This is a genomic window from Arthrobacter sp. SLBN-112, assembly GCF_030944625.1.
Classification (GTDB): domain Bacteria; phylum Actinomycetota; class Actinomycetes; order Actinomycetales; family Micrococcaceae; genus Arthrobacter.
Genome location: NZ_JAUSXY010000001.1, coordinates 3,063,783 through 3,088,207, shown reverse-complemented (window position 1 = coordinate 3,088,207; position 24,425 = coordinate 3,063,783). Strand labels below are relative to the sequence as shown.

At 65.9% G+C, this 24,425-nt stretch carries 19 protein-coding genes; 16 read left to right on the top strand and 3 right to left on the bottom strand.

Annotated elements, in window-relative coordinates:
- Window positions 1-12: 12 nt before the first annotated feature.
- Window positions 13-1,356, top strand: coding sequence for an MFS transporter (locus QF050_RS14485; protein ID WP_308931037.1), 1,344 nt, complete (start codon window positions 13-15; stop codon window positions 1,354-1,356).
- Here QF050_RS14485 and QF050_RS14480 read toward each other — a convergent pair.
- The 3 genes from QF050_RS14480 to QF050_RS14470 form a co-directional block, all read right to left on the bottom strand.
- Window positions 1,342-2,625, bottom strand: coding sequence for an alpha/beta fold hydrolase (locus QF050_RS14480; RefSeq protein WP_308932180.1), 1,284 nt, complete (start codon window positions 2,623-2,625; stop codon window positions 1,342-1,344). The genes QF050_RS14485 and QF050_RS14480 overlap by 15 nt on opposite strands.
- A 64-nt stretch (window positions 2,626-2,689) precedes the next feature.
- Complete coding sequence (locus QF050_RS14475) at window positions 2,690-3,205, bottom strand: GNAT family N-acetyltransferase (RefSeq protein ID WP_308931036.1); 516 nt, start codon at window positions 3,203-3,205, stop codon at window positions 2,690-2,692.
- A 26-nt stretch (window positions 3,206-3,231) separates the two neighbouring features.
- Window positions 3,232-5,775, bottom strand: a complete 2,544-nt coding sequence (locus QF050_RS14470) for a DUF3516 domain-containing protein (protein ID WP_308931035.1) — start codon at window positions 5,773-5,775, stop codon at window positions 3,232-3,234.
- A 96-nt stretch (window positions 5,776-5,871) separates the two neighbouring features.
- Between QF050_RS14470 and QF050_RS14465 the strand changes: the two genes are divergently transcribed.
- The 15 genes from QF050_RS14465 to tpiA all read left to right on the top strand — a co-directional run bounded on the left by QF050_RS14465 (window position 5,872) and on the right by tpiA (window position 24,390).
- Window positions 5,872-6,651, top strand: a complete 780-nt coding sequence (locus tag QF050_RS14465) for a trans-aconitate 2-methyltransferase (protein WP_308931034.1) — start codon at window positions 5,872-5,874, stop codon at window positions 6,649-6,651.
- Between the two features lie 141 nt (window positions 6,652-6,792).
- Window positions 6,793-8,580, top strand: coding sequence for an ABC transporter ATP-binding protein (locus QF050_RS14460; RefSeq protein ID WP_308931033.1), 1,788 nt, complete (start codon window positions 6,793-6,795; stop codon window positions 8,578-8,580).
- A complete protein-coding gene (locus QF050_RS14455; RefSeq protein WP_308931032.1) occupies window positions 8,577-10,388 on the top strand; it encodes an ABC transporter ATP-binding protein in 1,812 nt (603 codons plus the stop codon). Before QF050_RS14460 ends, QF050_RS14455 begins: the two co-directional genes overlap by 4 nt.
- Window positions 10,385-10,765, top strand: a complete 381-nt coding sequence (locus QF050_RS14450; RefSeq protein ID WP_308931031.1) for a GntR family transcriptional regulator — start codon at window positions 10,385-10,387, stop codon at window positions 10,763-10,765. Before QF050_RS14455 ends, QF050_RS14450 begins: the two co-directional genes overlap by 4 nt.
- 47 nt (window positions 10,766-10,812) lie before the next feature.
- The gene (gene uvrA, locus QF050_RS14445; RefSeq protein ID WP_308931030.1) at window positions 10,813-13,737 is read left to right on the top strand and encodes an excinuclease ABC subunit UvrA; all 2,925 of its coding nucleotides are present in this window, start codon (window positions 10,813-10,815) and stop codon (window positions 13,735-13,737) included.
- Between the two features lie 82 nt (window positions 13,738-13,819).
- Window positions 13,820-14,536: an HAD hydrolase-like protein gene (locus tag QF050_RS14440; protein ID WP_308931029.1), complete on the top strand. Its 717-nt coding sequence runs from the start codon at window positions 13,820-13,822 to the stop codon at window positions 14,534-14,536.
- Complete coding sequence (locus QF050_RS14435) at window positions 14,523-15,191, top strand: lysophospholipid acyltransferase family protein (RefSeq protein WP_308931028.1); 669 nt, start codon at window positions 14,523-14,525, stop codon at window positions 15,189-15,191. Before QF050_RS14440 ends, QF050_RS14435 begins: the two co-directional genes overlap by 14 nt.
- A 45-nt stretch (window positions 15,192-15,236) precedes the next feature.
- Window positions 15,237-17,237: an excinuclease ABC subunit UvrC gene (gene uvrC / locus QF050_RS14430; protein ID WP_308931027.1), complete on the top strand. Its 2,001-nt coding sequence runs from the start codon at window positions 15,237-15,239 to the stop codon at window positions 17,235-17,237.
- Window positions 17,238-17,305: 68 nt separating this feature from the next.
- Entirely contained in the window at window positions 17,306-18,229 is a 924-nt protein-coding gene (gene rapZ, locus QF050_RS14425) for an RNase adapter RapZ (protein WP_308931026.1), read from the top strand.
- A complete protein-coding gene (yvcK, locus tag QF050_RS14420) occupies window positions 18,229-19,248 on the top strand; it encodes a uridine diphosphate-N-acetylglucosamine-binding protein YvcK (protein ID WP_308931025.1) in 1,020 nt (339 codons plus the stop codon). The genes rapZ and yvcK overlap by 1 nt, the downstream gene beginning before the upstream one ends.
- A 9-nt stretch (window positions 19,249-19,257) precedes the next feature.
- Window positions 19,258-20,238, top strand: coding sequence for a DNA-binding protein WhiA (whiA, locus tag QF050_RS14415; protein WP_015937022.1), 981 nt, complete (start codon window positions 19,258-19,260; stop codon window positions 20,236-20,238).
- A 99-nt stretch (window positions 20,239-20,337) separates the two neighbouring features.
- Complete coding sequence (locus QF050_RS14410) at window positions 20,338-20,964, top strand: superoxide dismutase (protein ID WP_308931024.1); 627 nt, start codon at window positions 20,338-20,340, stop codon at window positions 20,962-20,964.
- A gap of 259 nt (window positions 20,965-21,223) precedes the next feature.
- Window positions 21,224-22,234, top strand: a complete 1,011-nt coding sequence (gene gap, locus QF050_RS14405) for a type I glyceraldehyde-3-phosphate dehydrogenase (protein ID WP_308931023.1) — start codon at window positions 21,224-21,226, stop codon at window positions 22,232-22,234.
- A gap of 10 nt (window positions 22,235-22,244) precedes the next feature.
- Window positions 22,245-23,471, top strand: a complete 1,227-nt coding sequence (pgk, locus tag QF050_RS14400; RefSeq protein WP_308931022.1) for a phosphoglycerate kinase — start codon at window positions 22,245-22,247, stop codon at window positions 23,469-23,471.
- Window positions 23,472-23,574: 103 nt separating this feature from the next.
- A complete protein-coding gene (gene tpiA / locus QF050_RS14395; protein WP_308931021.1) occupies window positions 23,575-24,390 on the top strand; it encodes a triose-phosphate isomerase in 816 nt (271 codons plus the stop codon).
- Window positions 24,391-24,425: the final 35 nt, after the last annotated feature.

The window sequence follows — 24,425 nt, the reverse complement described above, 5'->3', positions numbered from 1 at the left end:
TATGCTCGGATCATGGCCCGCACAGCAGCGGAACAGCGCGTGCGCCAGGTGCAGCGGCGCACCGTTGTGCTCCTTGGCACAGCCCAGGTCTTCGGTGGCATCGGCACGGGTGCCACCGTGTCGATCGGCTCCATCCTGGCCGTGGAACTGTCCGGCTCCAGCGCCTGGGCGGGCGCCGTGGCAACGGTCATGACACTGGGGGCCGCAGCCGCCGCACTTCCGCTGGCATCGTTGGCCGACCACCGTGGTCGCCGGGCCGGCCAGGTGGCTGGTCTCTCGGCAGCCTTGGCAGGTGCCCTGCTCATGGTGCTGGCCGTCGTGTCCGGGCTCTTTATCCTGCTCGTCCTCGGCGCCGCAGGCATCGGCGTCGGCACCGCGGCCACCCTGCAGGCGCGGTTTGCTGCCGTGGACCTTGCGGCCTCCGAACACCGCGGGAGGGCACTCTCGGCGGTAGTCTGGGCGGTCACCGTTGGCGCCGTGGCCGGGCCCAACCTCATCCAGCCCGGTACGGTGGTGGGGGCGGCGCTGGGCCTGCCGCCCGTGGCAGGCCCGTTCGTCATTGCCGCGGCCGGGCTGTTCATTGCCACCGTGCTCCTGTTCGCCGGGCTTCGCCCCGACCCGCTGCTGCTGGCGCGCCAGCTCGCGGCCGCCGGGAGCAGCACTGCCCAAGACCTTGCCCAGGCAGCCCCCGCGGGCGCAGCAGCACCTCACGCCGGCGGCTCACTGATCCGCGGGCTCCATGCCATCAGGGACTCCCGGACAGCGGTCCTGGCGGTGACCGCCGTCGTCGCCGCCCACGCGGTGATGGTGGGCGTGATGTCCATGACGCCGCTGCACCTGCAGCACCTGGTGGAAGGCCCGGCGTTCCACCCCGGGCACGTGGCGGAGGGGGACGTGCTGGTGATTATCGGCTTCACCATCTCGCTGCATATCGCCGGGATGTTTGCGCTCTCGCCGGTCATGGGCTGGTTGACGGACAAGGCAGGCCGGATCGAGACCATCATGATTGGCTTCGCGGTGTTGATCGCAGCGGTGGTGGTTGCCGGGTTTGGACAGTCTTCGACTCCGGCTGTGGCGGCAGGCCTTGTCCTGTTGGGCGTTGGCTGGTCGGCGGCCACGATCTCCGGGTCCACCTTGCTGGCTGAAAGCGTGGGGCGGGATGCCCGGGTGGCAGTGCAGGGTGTCTCTGACATGCTGATGGGTGCTGCCGGAGCGGCTGGAGGTGCGGTGTCGGGGCTGGTCCTGGGCGTCGCCGGCTACCTCGGCCTGAACCTGATCGGAGCTGCCATCGGAACGGCCGTGCTGGCGGCAGCTATCCTTACCCGCACCTCACGCCGGCAGTCAGCGGCCGCCTGAACGCGCCATCCCCAGCAGGCGGGCAAAAATCCGCTCACCGTCGTCGGCGATACCGTCGTGATGGAAGTCGGCGGTTTCCCACGCCTGCAACCCGCGGACCGCTGCCGCCGTCCGGAGGGAGAGGTCCCGGTCAACATAGATGTCGTCGGTGTACACGGCCGCTGCCACGGGAACGGTATTGGCCGCCAGCACCCGGGGGTCGTACAACGGCTTCCAGTCCTGCTTGGCGGCCAGCAGTTCGGCCACGTCCCGCAGCGGCCCGAGGGCGGGGTCCTGCTCGAAGTACCACGGATAGACCATCTCGCCGGTCAGGAGCAGGGGCTCGGCGTCGGGCCTGAACCAGGGGTTTTCGCCGAGCATCCGCCACGCGGACCAGTTGGTGGCCTGCCCCTGGCCGTAGATGGATTCGTGCATCAGCGCATACAGCGGGTTCGAACGGCGGGAGACGACGCCCTGGAGCTGTTCCAGGAAGGTATCGGACAGGCGGGGTCCACCCGGCGTGTCTACGAAGGCGTCTTCCAGCAGGTAGTGGAGGCTGTCCACGCGCGTGTTGCCGCCCAGGAATGCCCCTGCCATCTGGAACCGCTCCACGGTGAGGGGCGCGCCGTCGGGCATGATCTCGGTCATGGACCGCAGGTGCCGGGCAATCCGCTCCACCGTCTCCCGGTCCTCTGGGTACCAGCCGAAGTATTCCTCGTTCCGGGCAGCGACGCGCTGGAACGTGGCCCGGTATACGTCGTCGGCGCTGCCGGTGAGCGGTGCCAGGCCCCCCGTGATGAGTGCTTCGCGGAGTCCTTCCGGAGCGAAGGAAAGGTAGGTCAGGGCGCAAAAGCCGCCGTAGCTTTGGCCGTAGATGGTCCAGGGCGGTGATTCGAGGGCGGCCCGGATCAGTTCCGCGTCCGCCACGATCGAATCGGCCCGGAAGTGCTCCAGGTAAGCAGCCTGTTCCGCCGCGTCCCCACGTGCCGGCAATGTACGCCGGTCGACGGGGGTGGACAGCCCCGTGCCCCGTTGGTCCAGCATCAGGATGCGGAAGTCCGCCGCCGCGGCCTTCCCCCAGCCGCCCAAAGAAGCCCACCTGTTGCCGCGGCCGCCGGGGCCGCCCTGGAGGAAGAGGAGCCAGGGCAGTGCGGCCGCTGCCGCCTCGCTGTGCGCGGCGGACACGTACTCACGCGCGAAAACGGTGATGGTCTCAGCCGCCGGGGCTGAAGGGTCAACTGGGGAGAAATGGTCCAGGGGGACGGTGAACCAGTGTTCCACCGTCCGCATGCCCCGGAAGGCGTGCCTGGCACCAATGTGATGCCTGGCGGCCAGTGCCGCTCCGCTGTGCCGGTCAGACACGGGCGGCTGCGGGGACGGAGGTGGTGGCCTGTACCCGGGCGAACCGGTCCAATGCCTGGCCGGTGAGCCGGAAGGTTGACCATTCGTCCATGGGGACGGCGCCGACGCGGCGGTAGAAGTTGATGGACGGCTCGTTCCAGTCCAGCACGCTCCATTCCACGCGCGCGTAGCCGTTCTCCACGGCGATCCCGGCGAGATGCTGCAGCAGGGCCTTGCCGTGTCCTTCGCCCCGTGCCCCGGGACTGACGTAGAGGTCCTCCAGGTAGATCCCGTGCACGCCCTCCCAGGTGGAGTAGTTCAGGAACCATAACGCGAAGCCCTGCACTTCGCCGGCGGCGTTCTCAGCCATGGCCGCGAACACGCTGGGGTTGCCGCCGAACAAGGCCCGCTCCAGCAGTTCGGGAGTGTTCCGGACGGCGTCGGGTTCCTTCTCGTAATCGGCCAATTCGTGGATCATCCGGAGAATGGCGGGAACATCGTGCGGTGTGGCGGGGCGGATAACACTCATTGTTCGAGCTTACCGCCGGTCTCGCGTCAGAGCCGGTTCACGTCCGTCACCCTGACCACGGCGGTCCCGGTGTCGTCCGAGTCAGCCAGGTCCACCTCCGCCGAGATCCCCCAGTCGTGGTTGCCTGCCGGGTCGTCGAAGATCTGGCGGACCTTCCACGTGCCGCGGTCCTCGGTGATGATGAGCAGGCCCGGCCCGCGCGCATCCGGGCCCGTCCCGATGTCATCGTGTTCGTCGAAGTAGTCGTCCAGCGCGTCTTCCCAGCGTTCGGCACCCCATCCGGATCCGGCGTCGAGCTCGCCCAGCGCGGCGGCGTCCTCGTCGGCGAACAGCTCCACGCGGCGGAACATCTCGTTGCGCACCATCACCCGGAAGGCACGGATGTTCGAGGTCAACGACGGCGGGGGAGGCGGTGGCGCATCGTGCGGCGTGGGTGCCGCACCGGAGGCCAGTTCCTCCCACTCGTCCAGGAGGCTGGAGTCCACTTGCCGCACCAGCTCCCCGAGCCAGGCGGTCAAGTCCTCAAGGTCTTCCCGCAGCATGTCCTGCGGCACGGTCTGGCGCAGGGCCTTGAAGGCGTCGGCCAGGTAGCGCAGCACGATCCCCTCGGAACGGGCCAGCCCGTAGAACTGGACGAATTCGCCGAAGTTCATGGCGCGCTCATACATGTCGCGAACCACCGACTTCGGCGCGAGCTCGAAGTCGCCCACCCACGGTGCGGCCTTCCGGTACACCTCGAAGGCCTCGCCCAGGATCTCCGCAAGCGGTTGCGGGTACGTGACCTCCTCCAGCATGGCCATCCGCTGGTCGTAGTCGATGCCGTCCGCCTTCATGGCGGCCACCGCCTCGCCGCGTGCCTTCTTCTGCTGCGCGGAGAGGATCTGCCGGGGTTTTTCCAGGGTCGCCTCGATCACGGACACCGCGTCCAGGGCGTACGACGGCGACTCCGGGTCGAGGAGGTCCAGCGCGGCAAGTGCGAAGGGGGAGAGCGGCTGGTTCAGGGCGAAGTTCGGCTGCAGGTGAACGGTCAGCCTCACCGTGCGGCCGTCCGGTCCCTGCTCTTCCGGCGGAATACGTTCCACGACCTCGGCGGCCAGGAGCTCCCGGTAGATGCCCAGCGCCTTCTTCATCAGCCGCAACTGGGAAGACCGTGGCTCGTGGTTTTCGGTCAGCAGCCGCCTGGCCGCGCCGAACGGGTCCCCGGGCCGCTCCATCAGGTTCATCAGCATGGCGTGCGTGACCGTGAAACTGGACGTCAGCGGGTCCGGCACCGATTCCACCAGCCGCTTGAAGGTCGGCTCGCCCCACGACACGAAGCCTTCGGGCGGCTTCTTCTTCACCACCTGGCGCAGTTTCTTCTGGTCATCGCCGAACTTGGCCGTGGCCTTGGCCATCGCCTTGACGTTCTCGATGACGTGCTCGGGTGCCTGCACCACCACCGTCCCGGCGGTGTCGTACCCCGCCCGTCCGGCTCGGCCGGCAATCTGGTGGAACTCACGTGAGTTGAGCAGCCGGGTGCGGACGCCGTCGTACTTGCTCAAGGCGGTGAGAAGCACCGTCCGGATCGGGACGTTGATGCCTACGCCCAGCGTGTCCGTGCCGCAGATGACCTTCAGCAGCCCCGCCTGCGCCAATTGCTCCACCAGCCGGCGGTACTTGGGCAGCATGCCGGCATGGTGCACGCCGATCCCGTGGCGCACCAGCCTGTTCAGCGTCTTCCCGAATCCGGCGGCGAACCGGAAGTTGGCAATCAGCTCGGCAATCTTGTCTTTTTCCTCCCGGGTGCACACGTTGATGCTCATCAGGTTCTGGGCGCGGTCGATCGCTTCGAGCTGGCTGAAGTGCACCACATAGACGGGCACCTGCCTGGTGTTCAGCAACTCTTCCAGCGTCTCGTGCACCGGAGTCTGGTGGTAGTAGTAGTGCAGCGGGATGGGCCGCTCCGCCGAACTCACAGTGGTGGTGGGCCGGCCCGTCAACTCCGTCAGGCCCTCTTCGAAGCGGGTCACGTCCCCCAGCGTGGCGGACATGAGCAGGAACTGTGCCTGCGGAAGCTCCAGTAGCGGCACCTGCCAGGCCCAGCCGCGCTGCGGGTCCGAATAGAAGTGGAACTCGTCCATGATGACCGCGCCCAGTTCGGCCGCGGAGCCTTCACGCAGGGCGATGTTGGCGAGGATCTCGGCCGTGCAGCAAATGATGGGCGCGTCCTGGTTGACCCCCGAGTCGCCGGTGATCATGCCCACGTTCTCCGCCCCGAAGATGTCGCAGAGCGCAAAGAATTTCTCTGACACAAGCGCCTTGATGGGCGCCGTGTAATAACTGCGTCGGAATTGGGCCATGGCCTGGAAGTGCGCCGCGATGGCCACCAGTGATTTTCCCGAGCCGGTGGGCGTGGCCAGGATGACGTTCGCCCCGGTGGCCAGCTCCATGATTGCCTCGTCCTGTGCCGGGTAGAGCGAGAGCCCCCGGGTTTCCGTCCACTCCACGAACCGCGTGTACAGGGCGTCGGGGTCGACGGCGGAGGCCGGGTTGCGGGCGGACAGATCGGACAGCTGGTCAACGAGTTTCATTGACTTCCACCTTAGTGCCACGTTGCGGGCGTGCTCCCTCCCGCGGCCGGGTTAGGCTCGCCCTGGCCGTATGCGCAGCAGAACCTGGAGAACCTCATGAAATGGAACCCCGATAAGTACGTCCAATTTGGCGATTACCGGAACCGGCCATTCTTCGACCTCACCGCCCGGGTCCTGGCCGGACACCCCGCCAAGGTGGTTGACCTGGGGTGCGGGCCGGGGAACCTGACGGCGACGCTCAGCGACCGCTGGCCGGGCGCCGAGGTGGTGGGGGTGGACTCCTCGGCGGAGATGCTGGCCAAGGCCGCGCACCTGGAGCAGGAGCGCCCGTCGTTGCGGTTCGAGCTGGCCGACATCGCTGACTGGGCGCCATCGCGGGACACGGACGTCGTGGTCAGCAATGCGGCGCTGCAATGGGTCCCCGGCCATCAGGACCTGATGCGGGGATGGCTTGCGGCACTCCGTCCGGGGGCCTGGTTCGCCCTGCAGGTTCCGGGCAACTTCGACGCTCCCTCGCATGCGCTGATGCGGGAACTGGCGTCGTCGGACCCGTGGGCTGCCAAGCTTGACGGGGTACTGAGGGGCGCGGAGTCCGTGGGGGAACCGGGGGACTACCTCGGTATCATGCTCGACGCCGGATACCTCGCGGACGCGTGGGAAACCAGCTACCAGCAGGTCCTGCCGGGACTGGACCCGGTCCTGGAGTGGGTCCGGGGCACGGGGTTGCGTCCTGTCATGGCCGCCTTGGCGCCGGATGACGCCAAACGGTTCGAAACCGAGTACGCCGCAGCGCTGCGGGAAGCCTATCCGCGGGGCCCGCACGGCACCGTTTTTCCGTTCCGCCGGATCTTCGCCGTAGGGCGCAAGAACGGCTGAATCAGGCACCGGCTCTTGTTGTTCCACTTAGTCACACGGCGTGACAGCGGTGGAAAGTGATCTGGCTTACAATGTGGTCTGTGGTTTAGGGGTCAAGTCGCCGGCCCGCTTTTTCGACCGTGTGCATTTACGGGGGGTATTTTGCTGGTCGGTCTCATCAGGCGACAACTCAGGGGTCAGCGCGCCCACGTGTGGGCCATCGTGCTGCTCCAGTTGGTCCAGGCGGCTGCAAACCTGCTCCTGCCCACAGTCAACGCGGCGATCATCGACGACGGCATTGTTGCCGGTGATACCGCCGCGATTTCCAGGCTGGGCACCGTGATGGCCGTCATTGCCGTCGTGCAGGCCTCTTCCGCAATCGGGGCAGGTTATCTGGGGGCCGTAGTGGCCATGCGGATCGGGCGCCGATTGCGGGCGGAGGTCTTTGCCCGCATCCAGTCGCTGTCCTCACAGGATGTGGCACTTTTCGGAACCCAAAGCCTGACTACGCGCGCCACCAACGATGCCCAGCAAATCCAGGCTTTCACCGTCCTCGTCTTCACGATGCTCTTTGCCGGGCCGGCCATGGGCATCGGGGGTATCGTCCTGGCCGTGCAGCAGGACGTAGCGCTGTCCGTGGTGGTCATCGTTATCGTCCCCCTGCTCCTGCTGATCATGTACCTGATCGTGCGCCGTTTGATTCCGCTCTACCGGGAGGGCCAGGACCTGCTTGACCGTTCCGGCGGAATCCTGCGCGAACAAATCATCGGTGTTGATGTCATCCGTGCTTTCGTCCGCCAGGACCACGAAGCGCGGCGGTTTGCCCGGGCGAACGCCGCCCTGACCGCGAACAATCTGCAATCGGCGCTGCTGGTAGCCGGGATGCTGCCCATGATCATGCTGGTGGTCAACCTGAGTTCGGTAGCTGTTGTCTGGTTTGGCGGGCACCGCATCCAGGCCGGCTTGATGAACCTCGGGGCCCTTACCGCCTTCATCGCCTACATCATGCAGATCCTGCTGGCGATTATGATGGCCATGTATGTCCTGATGACGGCGCCGCGTGCCGCCGCCTGCGCCGAACGCATCCAGGCTGTCCTGGACACGGAACCGTCGGTACGCGACACTTCCTCCCGCGTGGCAGGCACCGGCAGTAGGGGTGCCCGGCCCGCGGTGCCGGGACCTGACGCGGGCAAACCGGCAGCCAACCCCGGCCTTCTGCAATTCCACGGGGTTGGCTTCTGCTACCCGGGAGCTGAAGCGCCGGTGCTTGCGGACATCAGCTTCACCGCCTCGCCAGGTACCAGCCTTGCGATCGTTGGCTCCACGGGAAGCGGAAAGTCGACGCTGTTGAATCTGATTCCGCGCTTCCTCGACCCTACGGAAGGCCGCATCACCGTGGGTGGCCGTGACGTCCGCGACGTCCCCCTGGCCCAGTTGCGCGGAAGCATGGGCATCGTGCCGCAGCACTCGCATCTCTTTACCGGAACCATTGCAGCGAATCTACGGATGGGTGCACCGGGCGCCACCGATGAGGAACTGTGGGCCGCCCTGGAGACGGCGCAGACCATGCGGTTCATGCGCGACCTCCCTCTTGGTCTTGCCACCCCCGTGGGGCAGGGAGGCGCAAGCCTGTCAGGGGGGCAGCGCCAGAGGCTGTGCATTGCCCGCGCCCTGCTGCGCAAAGCGCCCCTCTACCTCTTGGATGACAGTTTTTCGGCCCTGGACTACGACACGGACACCAGGCTGCGCCAGGCCCTGGACCAGCAACTGGCCGCCGCCACAACAATCGTCGTTGCCGAACGGCTTTCCGCCGTGGAGGATGCGGACCTCATTTTGGTGCTCGACGACGGCCGGATCGTTGCGCAGGGAACGCATCCGGAGCTGCTGCTGGCATCCGCGACCTATCGGGAAATTGCCGAGTCCCAGCTCGCGCTGGACGGTCCCCTGTGACGGCTGCAGGAGAACCCGGGGCGGCTGCCCCCAAATTCCGGCCCGCCGCTGCCAGGCTCCTTGGCCTGCTGCGCCCGTTCCGGCCGCATGTCCTGGGCGCCGTTGGAGCCACGTGCGCCTTCGCCGGCCTTAATGTCGCAGCTCCGAAGTACCTTGGTGACGCCACTGACCTGGTGGTGGACGGCGTCGCCCAAGGCAGCCTGGACCAACGCCTCGGAACGCTGCTGGCAGTCGTGGCCGGGATGTACTTCCTGGCGTCGCTTTTCAATTGGATCCAGGGGACGTTGACTGCCCGCGCCGTCCAGGGGCTTATGTTCGGGCTGCGCGCCTCGGTGGAGGACAAGCTGCACCGGCTGCCGGCGGCCTACTTCCGGGAACGGTCCAGGGGTGAGGTCCTGAGCCGTGCCACCAACGACATCGACAACATTGCCCAGTCGATGAACCAGGTCCTGACGCAGCTGATCGTCTCGGTCCTGATGCTGTGCGGTTCCCTGGCCATGATGCTGTGGATCTCGCCGTTGCTTGCAGCCATCGCCGTTGCCTCCGTGCCCGTCTCAACGTGGATCACCGTGCTGGTGGCCCGCCGCTCCCAGGAGCATTTCGCCGGCCAGTGGAAGGAGACAGGCGAGCTCAACGCCCACGTGGAGGAATTCATCAGCGGCCATGAGGTAGTCAAAGCATTCAGTTGGCAGGAACAGGCAGCGGAAGTTTTCGGCCAGAGCAACCTGCGCCTGGCCCGTGCTGCCCTCAAAGCCCAGTTTTCCGCCGGGGTGGTCCAGCCGCTGATGGTCCTGATGTCCAATCTCAACTACATTGCGGTGGCAGTCGTGGGAGCCCTCCAGATCGTTGCCGGGTCAATGACCATTGGCGGCGTCCAGGCCTTCATCCAGTTCAGCCGACTGTTCACCCAGCCTGTGGGGCAGATTGGCGGCCTGCTCAGCGTCATCCAGTCCTGCGCGGCGTCCGCGGCCAGGGTCTTCGCACTCCTGGATGCCGGCGAGGTCCTCCCGGAGCCGGACCGACCGGCGCACGCTGCCCCGGTTGCGGGCCGCATCGTCTTCGACCACGTCACCTACAGCTACCCGGGGTCCGTCCCCGCGGTCCGCGATCTCACCTTCTCGGTTGAACCCGGACAGGCGGTGGCCATCGTGGGACACACAGGTGCCGGCAAGAGTACGGTGGTGAACCTGCTGATGCGGTTCCTGGAGCCCTCCTCCGGCCGGATCTCCATTGGTGGGGAGGACATCGCCTCGGTTCCGCGCGACCTGTTGCGCTCCCAGTTTGGCGTGGTGCCGCAGGATGCGTGGCTGTTTACCGGGACCATCCGGGAAAATATCGCGTACGGGCTTCCGGAGGCAACGGATGCCGCCATTGTCGCCGCAGCCGAGGCCACCCACGCCGACCGTTTTATCAGGTCCCTGCCCCACGGCTACGGCACCGTGCTCGAAAACGGCGGCGAGCCCCTCAGCAAAGGGCAGCGGCAACTCATCGTCATTGCCAGGGCGCAGTTGGCCGGTCGCCTGGTACTGGTCCTGGACGAAGCAACCAGCTCAGTGGATTCCAGGACCGAGCTCCTGATCCGCCAGGCGATGCAGCGGCTCCGGAATGGCCGGACCAGTTTCATCATCGCGCACCGTTTGTCCACGGTCCGGAACGCTGATCTAATTCTGGTCATGGACCACGGACGCATCGTTGAACAGGGAACGCACCCCAGCCTCCTGGCCGCCAACAGCTATTACGCCACGCTCTACAACGCACAGTTCGCTGCCCGCGACGGCCGCGCCGGTGTCCTGGAGGGGGGCCTGTGAGCGCCCCGGCAGATTTCCCCGGTGCCTGGCGGCCGAACCCCGCAAGCACTGTGGCCCTGTTCGAGCAACTGCGGCTGCAGGTCATCCACCTGGCGGACAACGGCGCCCTGGCTCCCGGCGCCAGGCTTCCGGCCGTGCGGGCCTTGGCGGAAAAGCTCGATGTCGCCCCGCACACCGTGGCCAGGGCGTATAAGGAGCTTGAGGCGGCCGGGATCGTGGCCACCCGGGGGCGGAACGGTACGGTGGTTTCGGCGCGGGATGAAAGGCTGGGCGGGCTGGCCGCCGCCGCCGCAGCGTACGCGGACGTGGCCAAAGCACAGGGGGCCAGCTTCGCGGAAGCAGTCAAGCTGCTCGCGGCCGCCTACGATGTTCCCTGAGGGCGGAACCGCACATGTTCGAAGAAGTTTTCGATTAGCATTATGGGGTGCCTAAAGCCGTAGCTGAAGAAACCACTGCCCCCGTCACCTCCTTCACCGCCGCCCCTGCTGCCGTCCCGCAACGGCCGGACCTCTCCAGGCTCGTCGTGAAGGGCGCGCGGGAGCACAACCTGCGCAACGTGGATCTCGATCTTCCCCGTGACGCCATGATCGTTTTCACCGGCCTCTCCGGATCCGGAAAATCGTCCCTCGCATTCGACACCATCTTCGCTGAAGGCCAGCGGCGCTACGTCGAATCGCTGTCCGCCTACGCCCGCCAGTTCCTGGGACAGGTGGACAAGCCTGACGTCGACTTCATCGAGGGCCTGTCTCCGGCGGTCTCCATCGACCAGAAGTCCACCAGCAAGAACCCGCGATCCACTGTCGGCACCATCACCGAAATCTACGACTACATGCGCCTGTTGTGGGCACGTGTGGGCAGGCCGCACTGCCCCGTGTGCGGTGAGCCCGTATCCAAGCAGACGCCGCAGCAGATCGTGGACCAGCTCCTTGAACTTGCGGACGGCACGCGTTTCCAGGTCCTCGCGCCGGTGGTGCGCGGCCGCAAGGGCGAGTTCGTTGACCTCTTCAAGGAGCTCAGCGCCAAGGGCTACTCCCGGGCACGGGTGGACGGCAACCTGGTCCAGCTGAGCGACCCGCCCAAGCTGGGCAAGCAGTTCAAACACACCATCGAGGTGGTGGTGGACCGCCTGGTGGTCAAGGAAGGCATCAGCCAGCGGCTCACCGACTCCATCGAGACCGCCCTCGGACTGGCAGAAGGCCGTGTCCTGGCCGAATTTGTCGACCTCGACTCCGACGATCCCGGACGGATCCGCGCCTTCTCCGAAAACCTCGCGTGTCCCAACGAACACCCGCTGGCCATCGACGAGATCGAACCCCGTTCGTTCTCCTTCAACAACCCGTTTGGCGCCTGCGCGGCCTGCAGCGGAATCGGTACCCGGCTGGAAGTTGACGAGGAACTCATCGTTCCCAATCCGGAGCTTTCCCTGTCCGAAGGCGCCATCGCCCCTTGGTCCCTGGGAACCGCCACCACGGAATACTGGAACCGGCTGCTCGAAGGCCTCGCCAAGGAAGTGGGCTTCTCCATGGCCACGCCGTGGGAGAAGCTGGGCAAGGATGTCCGCCAGACCATCCTGCACGGCAAGGACCACAAAGTGGTGGTGCAGTACCGCAACCGCTTCGGCCGCGAACGCAAATACAGCACCGGCTTTGAGGGTGCCATCCAGTACGTCCACCGCAAGCACGGGGAGACCGATTCCGACTGGGCCCGCGACCGTTACGAGGAGTACATGCGGCAGGTGCCGTGCCCTTCCTGCAACGGAGCCCGCCTCAATCCGGCCTCCCTCTCGGTCCTCATCAATGGCAAGTCCATTGCCGAAGTCGCGGCCCTGCCCATGCGGGACTGTGCGGAGTTCCTGAACAACCTGGTGCTGACCGGGCGTGAAGCGCAGATCGCCCACCAGGTCCTCAAGGAGATCCAGGCGCGCCTTACCTTCTTGTTGGACGTGGGCCTGGAATACCTCAACCTTGAGCGTCCGTCCGCCACCCTCTCCGGCGGCGAAGCGCAACGCATCAGGCTTGCCACCCAAATCGGTTCCGGCCTGGTGGGCGTCCTCTACGTCCTGGATGAGCCCTCCATCGGCCTGCACCAGCGCGACAACCGCCGCCTCATCGAAACCCTCACCCGGCTCCGCGACATGGGAAACACCCTCATCGTGGTTGAACATGATGAGGACACCATCCATGTGGCTGACTGGATCGTGGACATCGGACCCGGCGCCGGTGAACACGGCGGCCAGGTGGTCCACTCAGGAACGTACAAAGAGCTGCTGGAGAACAAGGAATCGCTGACCGGTGATTACCTGTCCGGCCGGAAGGCCATTGCGGTGCCCAAGAAGCGCCGCAAATACGACAAGAAGCGCGAAATCAAGGTGGTGGGCGCGCGGGAGAACAATCTCGTGAACGTTGACGCCGCCTTCCCGCTGGGCCTCTTCACCGCGGTGACCGGCGTGAGCGGCTCAGGAAAGTCCACGCTCGTCAACGAAATCCTCTACAAGGTGCTCGCCAACAAGCTCAACGGCGCCAAGCAGGTTGCGGGGCGGCACAAGACCGTGCAGGGCCTCGAACACCTGGACAAGGTGGTCCACGTGGACCAGAGCCCTATCGGCCGCACCCCGCGATCCAACCCGGCGACGTACACGGGCGTGTTCGACAACATCCGCAAGCTCTTCGCCGAGACCACCGAGGCCAAGGTGCGTGGCTACCTTCCCGGCCGGTTCTCCTTCAACGTCAAGGGTGGCCGCTGCGAGGCATGCTCGGGTGACGGCACGCTGAAGATCGAAATGAACTTCCTGCCTGACGTGTACGTCCCCTGCGAGGTGTGCCACGGTGCCCGCTACAACCGGGAAACGCTGGAGGTCCATTACAAGGGCAAGACCATCGCGGACGTCCTCAACATGCCCATCGAGGAGGGGGCCGAGTTCTTCGCGGCCTTCTCACCCATCGCGCGGCACCTGAACACCCTGGTGGACGTCGGACTGGGCTATGTGCGGCTGGGCCAGCCGGCCACCACGTTGTCCGGTGGTGAAGCGCAGCGCGTCAAGCTCGCGGCGGAACTGCAGAAGCGGTCCAACGGGCGCAGCATCTACGTCCTGGACGAGCCCACCACAGGGCTGCACTTCGAGGACATCCGCAAGCTGCTCATGGTCCTCCAGGGGCTTGTGGACAAGGGCAACACGGTGATCACCATCGAGCACAACCTCGACGTCATCAAGAGTGCGGACTGGCTGGTGGACCTTGGGCCCGACGGCGGTTCGGGCGGCGGCCAGATCGTCGCAGCGGGAACGCCCGAGCAGGTGGCCAAGTCCAGCACCAGCCACACGGGGAAGTTCCTGGCCGAAATACTGGGCTGACCAGCGGCGGAATCCGTTCCGAAATATTCCTGCACGGGAATGCGAGTTTCAGGCACTCGCGCTGTCGTGAGAAACTAACCCGGTGACTTCAACAACAGTGCCCGTGATCTTTGACCTGGACGGCACTCTTGTCGACCCGGCCGGTGGAATAACAGAAGGCATTGCATCGGCCCTCCGTGGGCTGGGGCTCCCTGTTCCCGCCCAGGACCTGCTGGATGCGATGATCGGCCCCAAACTGAGCGACTCACTGCTCAACGTGGCGAAGGTGCCGGCGGGCCGCCTCGAAGAGGTGGTCCGCCGCTACCGGGAACACTATGTGTCCACCGGAATCGCCCAGAGCCGGCTGTACCCGGGAATCCGCGACATCCTCGAATCTTTCGCTGCAGCGGGACGGCCCGTTGCCGTCGCCACCCAGAAGCCGCAGGGCCTGGCCCACACGGTACTGGCCCACCACGGCATCGACGGTTTCTTCCACGGTATCCACGGCTCCGCTGACGACGAAGCCGCGGTGGACGGCGTTCCGCTCGGCAAGACCCAGATCATCGCCGCCGCCCTGCAGAACCTGGATACCCGGCACGCCATCATGGTGGGGGACCGGGCCCAGGACGTTTCCGGGGCGATCGCCAACGGCCTGGACTGCATCGGGGTCGTCTGGGGATTCGCGCCTGACGGCGAACTTGAAGCGGCGGGGTCGATCGCCGTGGTCAGCACGGGTGAGGAACTGGTCACGGTCATCGACCGGTTGCAAGCCATCCACACCGCGGCCATGAGCGGGGTGAGCAATGATGGAAATGTTTGATGCCGTCCGCTGGACCACGCGCAACCTGATCTCCGGCACCTGCCGGCCCACCGTCGTCGGACTCGAAAATGTCCCCTCCGACGGCCCATTCATCGCGGCTCCCAACCACCTGTCCTTTTTTGACAGCGTGATCGTGCAAGCATTGATGCCCCGTCCGGTCGCGTTTTTCGCCAAGGCCGAGTACTTCACCACCGGAGGCGTCAAGGGCAAGGTCATGAAGGCCTTCTTCGAGTCCGTTGGCTCCATTCCGGTGGAGCGCGGCGAACAGGCGGCCAGCGTCCAGGCGCTCAAGACACTCCTGGACATCCTCGAGTCCGGCCGCGGCATCGGCATCTACCCCGAGGGCACCCGCTCCCGGGACGGCATCCTCTACCGGGGCCGCACCGGCGTCGGCTGGCTCGCCCTCACCACCGGGGCCCCGGTCATCCCGGTGGGACTGATCGGGACCGAGAAACTCCAGCGCGCCGGCGAGAAGGGTGTCAGGCCGCAGCACTTCACCATGAAAGTGGGGGAGCCGCTGTACTTCGACAAGACCGGCCCGGACCACTCCCTTCCCGCACGCCGTGAAGTCACGGACCGGATCATGGACGCGATCGCTGCCCTGAGCGGCCAGGAGCGTTCCACCAGCTACAACCAGAGCAAGTCCGCGGAGTAGCCCGGACTGGCAACGATGCCCGGCGCACCTTAGTAGACTTGATAGGTGGCAAATCCAGCAAGTTACCGGCCCAAAACCGGTGAGATCCCCACCAACCCGGGCGTCTACCGGTTCCGTGACCCGCACGGCCGGGTCATTTACGTGGGCAAGGCGAAAAGCCTCCGGTCCCGCCTGAACTCCTACTTCGCCAACCCGGCCGGCCTGTTGCCCAAGACCTACGCCATGGTCCACGCCGCCAGCAGCGTTGAGTGGACCGTGGTGGGCAGCGAACTGGAATCGCTGCAGCTCGAATACACCTGGATCAAGGAATTCAAGCCCCGGTTCAACGTGGTATTCCGGGACGACAAGACCTACCCTTACCTCGCCGTCACCATGGGCGAGAAATACCCCAGGGTGCAGGTCATGCGGGGGGACAAGCGGAAGGGGACCCGCTACTTCGGCCCCTATACCGCGGGCGCCATCCGGGAAACCATGGATACCCTGCTGCGCGTCTTCCCCGTCCGCAGCTGCAGTGCCGGCGTGTTTAAACGGGCCGAAGCCACCGGCCGGCCGTGCCTGCTGGGCTACATCGACAAATGCGCCGCACCGTGCGTGGGCCGGATCTCGCCCGACGACCACAGGGCCCTGGCAGACGATTTCTGCGCCTTCATGGGCGGTGAAGCCAAACGGTTCATCACCAAGCTGGAAAAGCAAATGGCCGACGCCGTGGCAAAACTGGACTACGAGCACGCCGCGCGGCTCCGTGACGACATCGCAGCCCTGCGGAAGGTCTTCGAACGCAACGCGGTGGTGCTGTCCGAGGACACCGACGCCGACGTGTTCGCCCTGCACGAAGACGAGCTCGAAGCCGCCGTCCAGGTGTTCCACGTCCGGGGCGGCCGCATCCGCGGCCAGCGCGGCTGGGTAGTGGAAAAGGTGGAAGACTTCACCACCCCGGACCTTGTGGAGCACCTGCTCCAGCAGGTCTACGGCGAAGACGGCGAGACCCACGGCAGGCTGCCGCGCGAGGTCCTGGTGCCCGTGGCGCCCAGCAACGCGGAGGACCTCGCCACCTGGCTTGGCGGCATCCGCGGGGCCAAGGTGGATATCCGGGTCCCGCAGCGCGGAGACAAGGCGGCGCTGATGTCCACGGTGCGCGAAAATGCCGAACACGCGCTGAAGCTCCACAAGACCCGCCGTGCCGGGGACATCACCGTCAGGTCGCAGGCCCTCCAGGAACTGCAGGAAGCCCTTGACCTGCCGGTGCCGCTGCTCCGGATCGAATGCTTCGACGTCTCCCACGTCCAGGGCACCAACGTGGTGGCCTCCATGGTGGTGGTGGAGGACGGGCTGCCCAAAAAGTCCGATTACCGCAAGTTCTCCATCACTGGACCCGCCGCCTCCGACGACACGGCGGCCATGCATGACGTCCTGACCCGGCGCTTCCGCCACTACCTGCAGGACAAGTCCGCGCAGGTTGACGAGTCCGTCCTCGCAGCGGATGGCCGGGACGCCGTCACGGAAGACGCGGTGCTGGACACCACCACGCCGGCGCCCAAAGCCAAGTTCGCCTACCCGCCCAACCTGGTGGTGGTGGACGGCGGCCAGCCGCAGGTAAACGCGGCAGCCCGCGCGCTGGCCGGCCTGGGCATCGATGACGTCTACGTGGTGGGCCTGGCCAAGCGGCTGGAAGAAGTATGGTTGCCGGACAGCGATTTTCCGGTAATCCTGCCCCGAACCTCGCAGGGCCTGTACCTGCTGCAGCGGATCCGGGACGAGGCCCACCGCTTCGCCATCACCTTCCACCGGCAAAAGCGCGGCAAGGCCATGACCGTCTCGGCGCTCGACGCCGTCCCGGGCCTGGGCGCATCCAAGCGGAAGGCCCTCCTGGCGCACTTCGGCTCGGTCAAGGGCGTCAAGGCCGCCACCGTGGAAGAGCTCTCCGAGGCCAAGGGGATCGGCCCCGCCCTGGCCGGCGCCATCGTGAACCACTTCGCCGCCGACAGCCTCGACGCTGCGGCCGTACCGGCGATCAACATGGCCACCGGCGAAATCATTGAAACTTAGCTAGGGTAAGTGACGGGGCGGCGCCACTGCGGCCGCCCCTGGCACAACAACGAAACGGGGCGGACTTCATGGCAGACACGACGGCGGGATCCGAAGACGGGCAGGACGGGCTGGAGACAGTCAAGCCGCTCGAAGCGGAACTGCTGGTGGTCACCGGGATGTCCGGCGCCGGGCGGAGCACCGCCGCCGATGCGTTGGAGGACCACGGCTGGTATGTCGTGGAGAACCTGCCGCCGCAGATGCTTGGCACGCTGGCCGAACTCGTCTCGCACGCACCGCAGTCCATTCCCCGGCTCGCGGTGGTGATCGACGTCCGCAGCAAGGGGCTCTTCGCCGACATCCGCGCAGCGCTGGGCGCACTTGCCGCCAGCGGCGTCACCTTCCGGGTGCTGTTCCTGGACGCCAGCGACAACGTCCTGGTCCGGCGCTTCGAACAGGGGCGCCGCCCCCACCCGCTCCAGGGCGGCGGACGGATCCTGGACGGTATCGCCGCCGAACGCGAGCTGCTGCAGGAACTGCGCGACACCTCCGACGTCGTGCTCGATACCTCCAATTACAACGTCCACGGACTCGCCACGGCCATTACCGAGCTGTTCAGCGAAACCGGTCCCGTGGCACTGCGGCTGAACGTCATGAGCTTCGGTTTCAAGTACGGCCTGCCGGTGGATGCCAACTACGTGGCGGACGTCCGGTTCATACCCAACCCGCACTGGGTTCCCCAGCTGCGCCCGCTGACCGGCCTGGACAAGGACGTCAGCGACTACGTGCTCGAGGCCGAGGGCGTCAAGAACTTCGTGGACCGCTATGTCCTCGCACTTGAGCCCGTACTGGAAGGGTACCGGCGGGAAAACAAGCACTACGCCACCATCGCCGTCGGCTGCACGGGCGGAAAGCACCGCTCCGTCGCGGTCGCCGTCGAGCTCTCCAAGAAACTCGCTCAGTATCCGCGGGTCACGGTGACCACCGCGCACCGGGATCTGGGCCGCGAATAATGGCCCTTTTCACCGGTGCCCTGCCCCTGGTGCCACCGGCCGGCGGAACAGCGCCCGGCCAACAGGACAAGGGCCCCAACGTTGTGGCGCTGGGCGGCGGACACGGCCTGGCGGCCTCCTTGTCGGCACTGCGCCTGCTCACCTCCGAGCTCACCGCGATCGTCACCGTTGCGGACGACGGCGGCTCTTCCGGGCGTCTGCGCGAGGAGTACGGCGTCCTCCCGCCCGGAGACCTCCGCATGGCACTTTCCGCGCTCTGCGACGACACCGACTGGGGCCGCACCTGGCGTGACGTCATGCAGCACCGCTTCCGCGCCGGAAAAGGCCCGGGCGGCTCCCTGGACGAACACGCCATGGGCAACCTGTTGATCGTCACCCTCTGGGAACTCCTGGGCGACGCCGTCGCCGGGCTCAAGTGGGCCGGTGCGCTTCTCGGTGCCAGGGGCCAGGTCCTGCCCATGTCCACCGTTCCGCTCACCATCGAAGGCGACGTCCGCGTCACCACCCCCGGCGGCGGAACCGGGCTGCAGACCATCCACGGGCAGGCGCGCTGCGCGGTCGCCGGCTCCCTGGAGGAAGTCCGGCTCCTGCCTAAATCGGCGCCCGCCTGCACGGAGGCCTTGACGGCAATCGAGCTGGCCGACTGGGTGGTTCTGGGCCCCGGCTCCTGGTACACGTCGGTACTGCCCCACCTGCTGCTGCCCGAGATGCGCCAGGCATTGTGCAGCACTCCGGCCAAGCGCTGCCTGACCATGAACCTTGCCACCGACACCAAAGAAACGTCCGGCATGACGGCCGCGGACCATCTTCACGTCCTCCGGCGCTACGCTCCGGAGTTCAGCGTTGACGTCGTCCTCGCCGATCCCGCCTCCGTACCCGACCGGCAGGAGTTCGAGAAGGCCGCCGGCATGATCGGCGCGGAGGTGGTCTTGGGTAAAGTAGGGGCGTCGGGACGCCGCCCTGTCCACGAGCCACTGCGGCTGGCGACGGCGTACCAGGACATTTTTGGGAACAGTTAGGAAGGTGCCATGGCACTGACAGCATCGGTCAAAGAAGAACTGTCCCGTTTGGACATTAAGAAGTCATCAGTGCGCAAGGCGGAAGTCTCCGCCATGCTCCGCTTCGCCGGGGGACTGCACATCATCTCCGGCCGGATCGTCATCGAAGCGGAAGTGGACCTGGCGTCCACGGCCCGCCGGCTCCGCGCCGCCATCGCCGAGGTCTACGGACACCAGAGCGAAATCATCGTGGTCTCCGCGGGCGGACTTCGGCGCGCCAGCCGCTACGTGGTCCGCGTCGTCCGTGACGGTGAGGCACTGGCCAGGCAGACCGGCCTCCTGGACGGCCGGGGCCGCCCCGTGCGCGGGCTGCCGTCCGCCGTCGTCAACGGATCAGCGGCCGACGCCGAAGCTGTGTGGCGCGGGGCGTTCCTTGCCCACGGATCACTGACGGAACCCGGACGGTCCTCCTCGTTGGAGGTCACCTGCCCCGGTCCCGAATCGGCCCTCGCCCTCGTCGGGGCGGCCCGCCGCCTGGACATCCAGGCCAAGGCGCGTGAGGTCAGGGGAGTGGACCGCGTGGTCATCCGCGACGGCGACACCATCGCGGCGCTCCTGACGCGCATGGGCGCCCACGACGCGCTGATGGTTTGGGAAGAACGCCGGATGCGAAAGGAAGTCCGCGCCACGGCAAACCGGCTCGCCAACTTCGACGACGCAAACCTGCGCCGTTCCGCGCAGGCCGCAGTCGCTGCAGGCGCACGGGTGGACCGGGCCCTGGAAATCCTGGGCGACGACGTTCCGGACCACCTGAAATACGCCGGTGAACTGCGGGTGGCGCACAAACAGGCCAGCCTGGACGAACTGGGCCGGCTTGCCGATCCTGTGATGACCAAGGACGCGATTGCCGGAAGGATCCGCCGGCTGCTGGCCATGGCGGACAAACGCGCCCTCGACCTGGGCATTCCCGGAACTGACGCCAATGTGACGCCGGAAATGCTGGACGAGTAAGCGCCCCATAGAATCAAAAAGATTCCGGGCGCCAGCCGCCCGGATGCACAATCCGAGAGTCACCAACCGGACCGAGCGTCCACGATATTGGAGGATTTTGTGACTGAGTACGTATTGCCCGAACTCAAGTACGACTACGCCGCCCTTGAGCCGCACATCTCTGCGCGGATCATGGAGCTGCACCACAGCAAGCACCACGCAGCCTACGTCACCGGCGCCAACAACGCGCTGGCCCAGCTTGCCGAGGCACGGGAAAAGGGCGACTTCGCCAACATCAACCGTCTCTCCAAGGACCTCGCGTTCCACACCGGCGGCCACATCAACCACTCGGTCTTCTGGAACAACCTGTCCCCGGACGGCGGCGACAAGCCCGAAGGCGAGCTGGCGGCTGCCATCGACGACGCTTTTGGTTCCTTCGATGCGTTCCGCGCCCAGTTCAGCGCCGCCGCACTGGGACTGCAGGGCTCGGGCTGGGGCTTCCTGGCCTACGAACCCATCGGTGGAAACCTTGTCATCGAACAGCTGTATGACCAGCAGGGGAACGTTGCCCTGGGCACCACCCCGCTGCTGATGCTGGACATGTGGGAGCACGCCTTCTACCTTGACTACGTCAACGTCAAGGCCGACTACGTCAAGGCATTCTGGAACATCGTCAACTGGGCCGACGTCGCCCAGCGCTTCGAGGCAGCCCGCACCAACGCCACGGGACTCATCACCCTTCCGTAGTGAGCTGCGTTATACATCGATGTAACAAACTTCACATTCTGACTTAAACCGGCCGGGATGTGGACGGTCCGCCCCTGCACTTGCGGGGGCGGACCCACTTAAACGTAAGATAGGTCACGGAAGGCGGTTAGCCTTCAGCAATGAGGCTGGTCGCCCTCCATGTAAATCATCTCTGCCCAATGGCGTGCGGGATCTGTTAGTTGGCTTGAACGCCCGCTCAACTAGTTGTGCTTCTCAAAGCACCAAGGAGACTGTAAAAGTGACGACCCGTATTGGTATCAACGGCTTCGGCCGCATTGGCCGCAACTACTTCCGCGCAGCACTTGCCCAGGGCGCGGACCTGGAAATCGTTGCCGTCAACGACCTCACCAGCCCCGAAGCCCTGGCCCACCTGTTCAAGTACGACTCCGTCGGCGGGCGCCTGAAGGAAACCATCGAGGTCAAGGACGGCAACATCGTCGTCAACGGCAACGTGGTCAAGGTCCTGGCGGAACGCGACCCCGCCAAGCTCCCCTGGGGCGATCTGGGCGTGGACATCGTCATCGAATCCACCGGCTTCTTCACCAAGGCAGCCGATGCGCAGAAGCACATCGATGCAGGCGCCAAGAAGGTCCTGATCTCCGCTCCGGCCTCGGACGAGGACATCACCATCGTGATGGGCGTCAACGACAACCTGTACGACAACGCCACGCACAACATCATTTCCAACGCCTCCTGCACCACCAACTGCCTCGGCCCGCTGGCCAAGGTGGTTAACGACGAATTCGGCATCGAGCGTGGACTCATGACCACCGTGCACGCCTACACCGCCGACCAGAACCTCCAGGACGGTCCGCACAAGGACCTGCGCCGTGCACGTGCTGCGGCCATCAACATGGTTCCCACCTCCACCGGCGCCGCCAAGGCAATCGGCCTTGTCCTGCCTGAGCTCAAGGGCAAGCTGGACGGTTACGCCATCCGCGTCCCCGTGCCCACCGGCTCCGCCACCGACCTCACCGTCACCGTCTCCCGCGAGACCACCGTGGAGGAAGTCAACGCCGCCCTCAAGCGTGCCTCGGAGTCCGAGGAACTGCAGGGCTTCCTGACCTACACGGACGAGCCCATCGTCTCCTCCGACATCGTTGGCGACCCCGCTTCCTCGATCTTCGACGCCGGCCTGACCAAGGTCATCGGCAACCAGGTCAAGGTTGTTTCCTGGTATGACAACGAATGGGGCTACTCCAACCGCCTCGTCGACCTCACGGAGCTCGTGGCATCCAAGCTGGGCTAGGGTTAGACACATGACATCTCACACCCTCAACGAACTGATCGCTGAAGGTGTCCGCGGGCGGTACATTCTGGTTCGAAGTGACCTGAATGTGCCGCTCGACGGCTCTACAGTTACTGACGACGGCCGCATCAAGGCCTCACTGCCAGTGCTGTCAAAGCTCACGGACGCCGGTGCCCGCGTGCTGGTAACAGCCCACCTCGGACGCCCCAAGGGGGCCCCGGAGGACAAGTATTCCCTTCGTCCCGCCGTGGACCGCCTCGCCGAACTGGCGGACTTCAAGGTCACCCTGGCAGCCGACACCGTTGGTGACGCCGCCAAGGGTGCCGCAGCGTCCCTGCAGGACGGCGAAGCGCTGGTCCTGGAGAACGTCCGCTTCGACTCCCGCGAGACCAGCAAGGACGACGCCGAACGCGGCACCTTCGCCGACGAGCTCGTGGCACTGACCGGTGACAACGGCGCCTACGTGGATGACGCCTTCGGCGCCGTCCACCGCAAGCACGCCAGTGTCTACGACGTCGCCACCCGGTTGCCGTCGTACCAGGGCGACCTGGTGCACACGGAGGTGGAAGTCCTTCGGAAGCTGACCACTGACACCCAGCGTCCCTACGTGGTGGTGCTCGGCGGCTCCAAGGTCTCCGACAAGCTCGCGGTCATCGAGAACCTGCTCGGCAAAGCCGACACCATCCTGGTGGGCGGTGGCATGCTGTTCACCTTCCTGGCAGCCGCCGGTCACAAGGTGGGCTCCAGCCTCCTCGAGGAAGACCAGATCCCCGTGGTCCAGGACTACCTCAAGCGGGCTGCAGATGCAGGCACCGAATTCGTCGTTCCCACGGACGTTGTGGTGGCAGAGAAGTTCGCGGCGGATGCCGCGCACCAAACGGTGCCGGCTGACGCCATCGAAAGCAGCAGCTTCGGTGCCCAGGGCATCGGCCTGGATATCGGCCCGGACACCGCTGCCGCCTTCGCGGACCGGATTAAGGGAGCCCGCACGGTCTTCTGGAACGGGCCCATGGGAGTCTTCGAATTCGAGGCCTTCTCCGCCGGTACCCGTGCCATCGCACAGGCCCTGACGGAAACCGACGGTTTCACCGTTGTGGGCGGCGGCGACTCGGCAGCGGCGGTACGCACGCTGGGATTCGCCGATGACCAGTTCGGCCACATTTCCACTGGCGGCGGCGCAAGCCTGGAATACCTCGAAGGCAAGGAGCTTCCCGGCCTCAGCGTCCTGGACCGGTAGCACCAACTGCCAGGTAGTACCGGACTGACCAGTCCTTCGGCCGGCAGGTTGCCCGCGGCAGCCTGCCGGCCGCACACATATCAAGAACTTTTATGGAGATCACGTGACTACGTCAACGAATGGCGCCTTCGACCGCAAGCCCTTCATCGCGGGCAACTGGAAAATGAACATGGACCACGTGCAGGGCATCACCCTCCTGCAGAAGTTGGCCTGGACCCTCTCCGACGCCAAGCACGACTACAGCCGCGTTGAGGTTGCCGTGTTCCCGCCGTTCACGGACCTCCGCGGCGTCCAGACCCTGGTCCAGGGCGATGACCTGCAGGTCGGCTACGGCGGCCAGGACCTTTCCCAGTTCGATTCCGGAGCCTACACCGGCGACATTTCCGGCCAGTTCCTGGCCAAGCTCGGCTGCACCTACGTGCTGGTGGGCCACAGCGAACGCCGCACCATCCACAACGAGTCCGACGACGTCCTCAACGCCAAGGTTAAGGCCGCCTTCAAGCACGGAGTCACCCCCGTCCTGTGCGTCGGGGAAGGCCTGGAAATCCGCCAGGCCGGAACCCATGTTGAGCACACGCTCCAGCAGCTGCGCGCCGGCGTTGCAGGACTCACCAACGACCAAGCGGCCGAACTCGTGGTTGCCTACGAGCCCGTTTGGGCGATTGGCACGGGCGAGGTCGCAGGCCCGGAGGATGCACAGGAAATGTGCGCCGCGATCCGAGCGGAACTCGAAAGCCTCTTCGGCGCCGACGTTGCAGCCAAGACCCGCCTGTTGTACGGCGGCTCAGTCAAGGCCAACAACGCCGCCGCCATCCTGCAGGAGCGCGACGTCGACGGTGTCCTTGTGGGCGGTGCCAGCCTCGATCCCGCCGAGTTTGCTAATATTGTCAGGTTCGAGAGCCACCTGGTCACGGACTAGTCCGCAACCAGTACAAGTTCCCGCAATTCCAACTT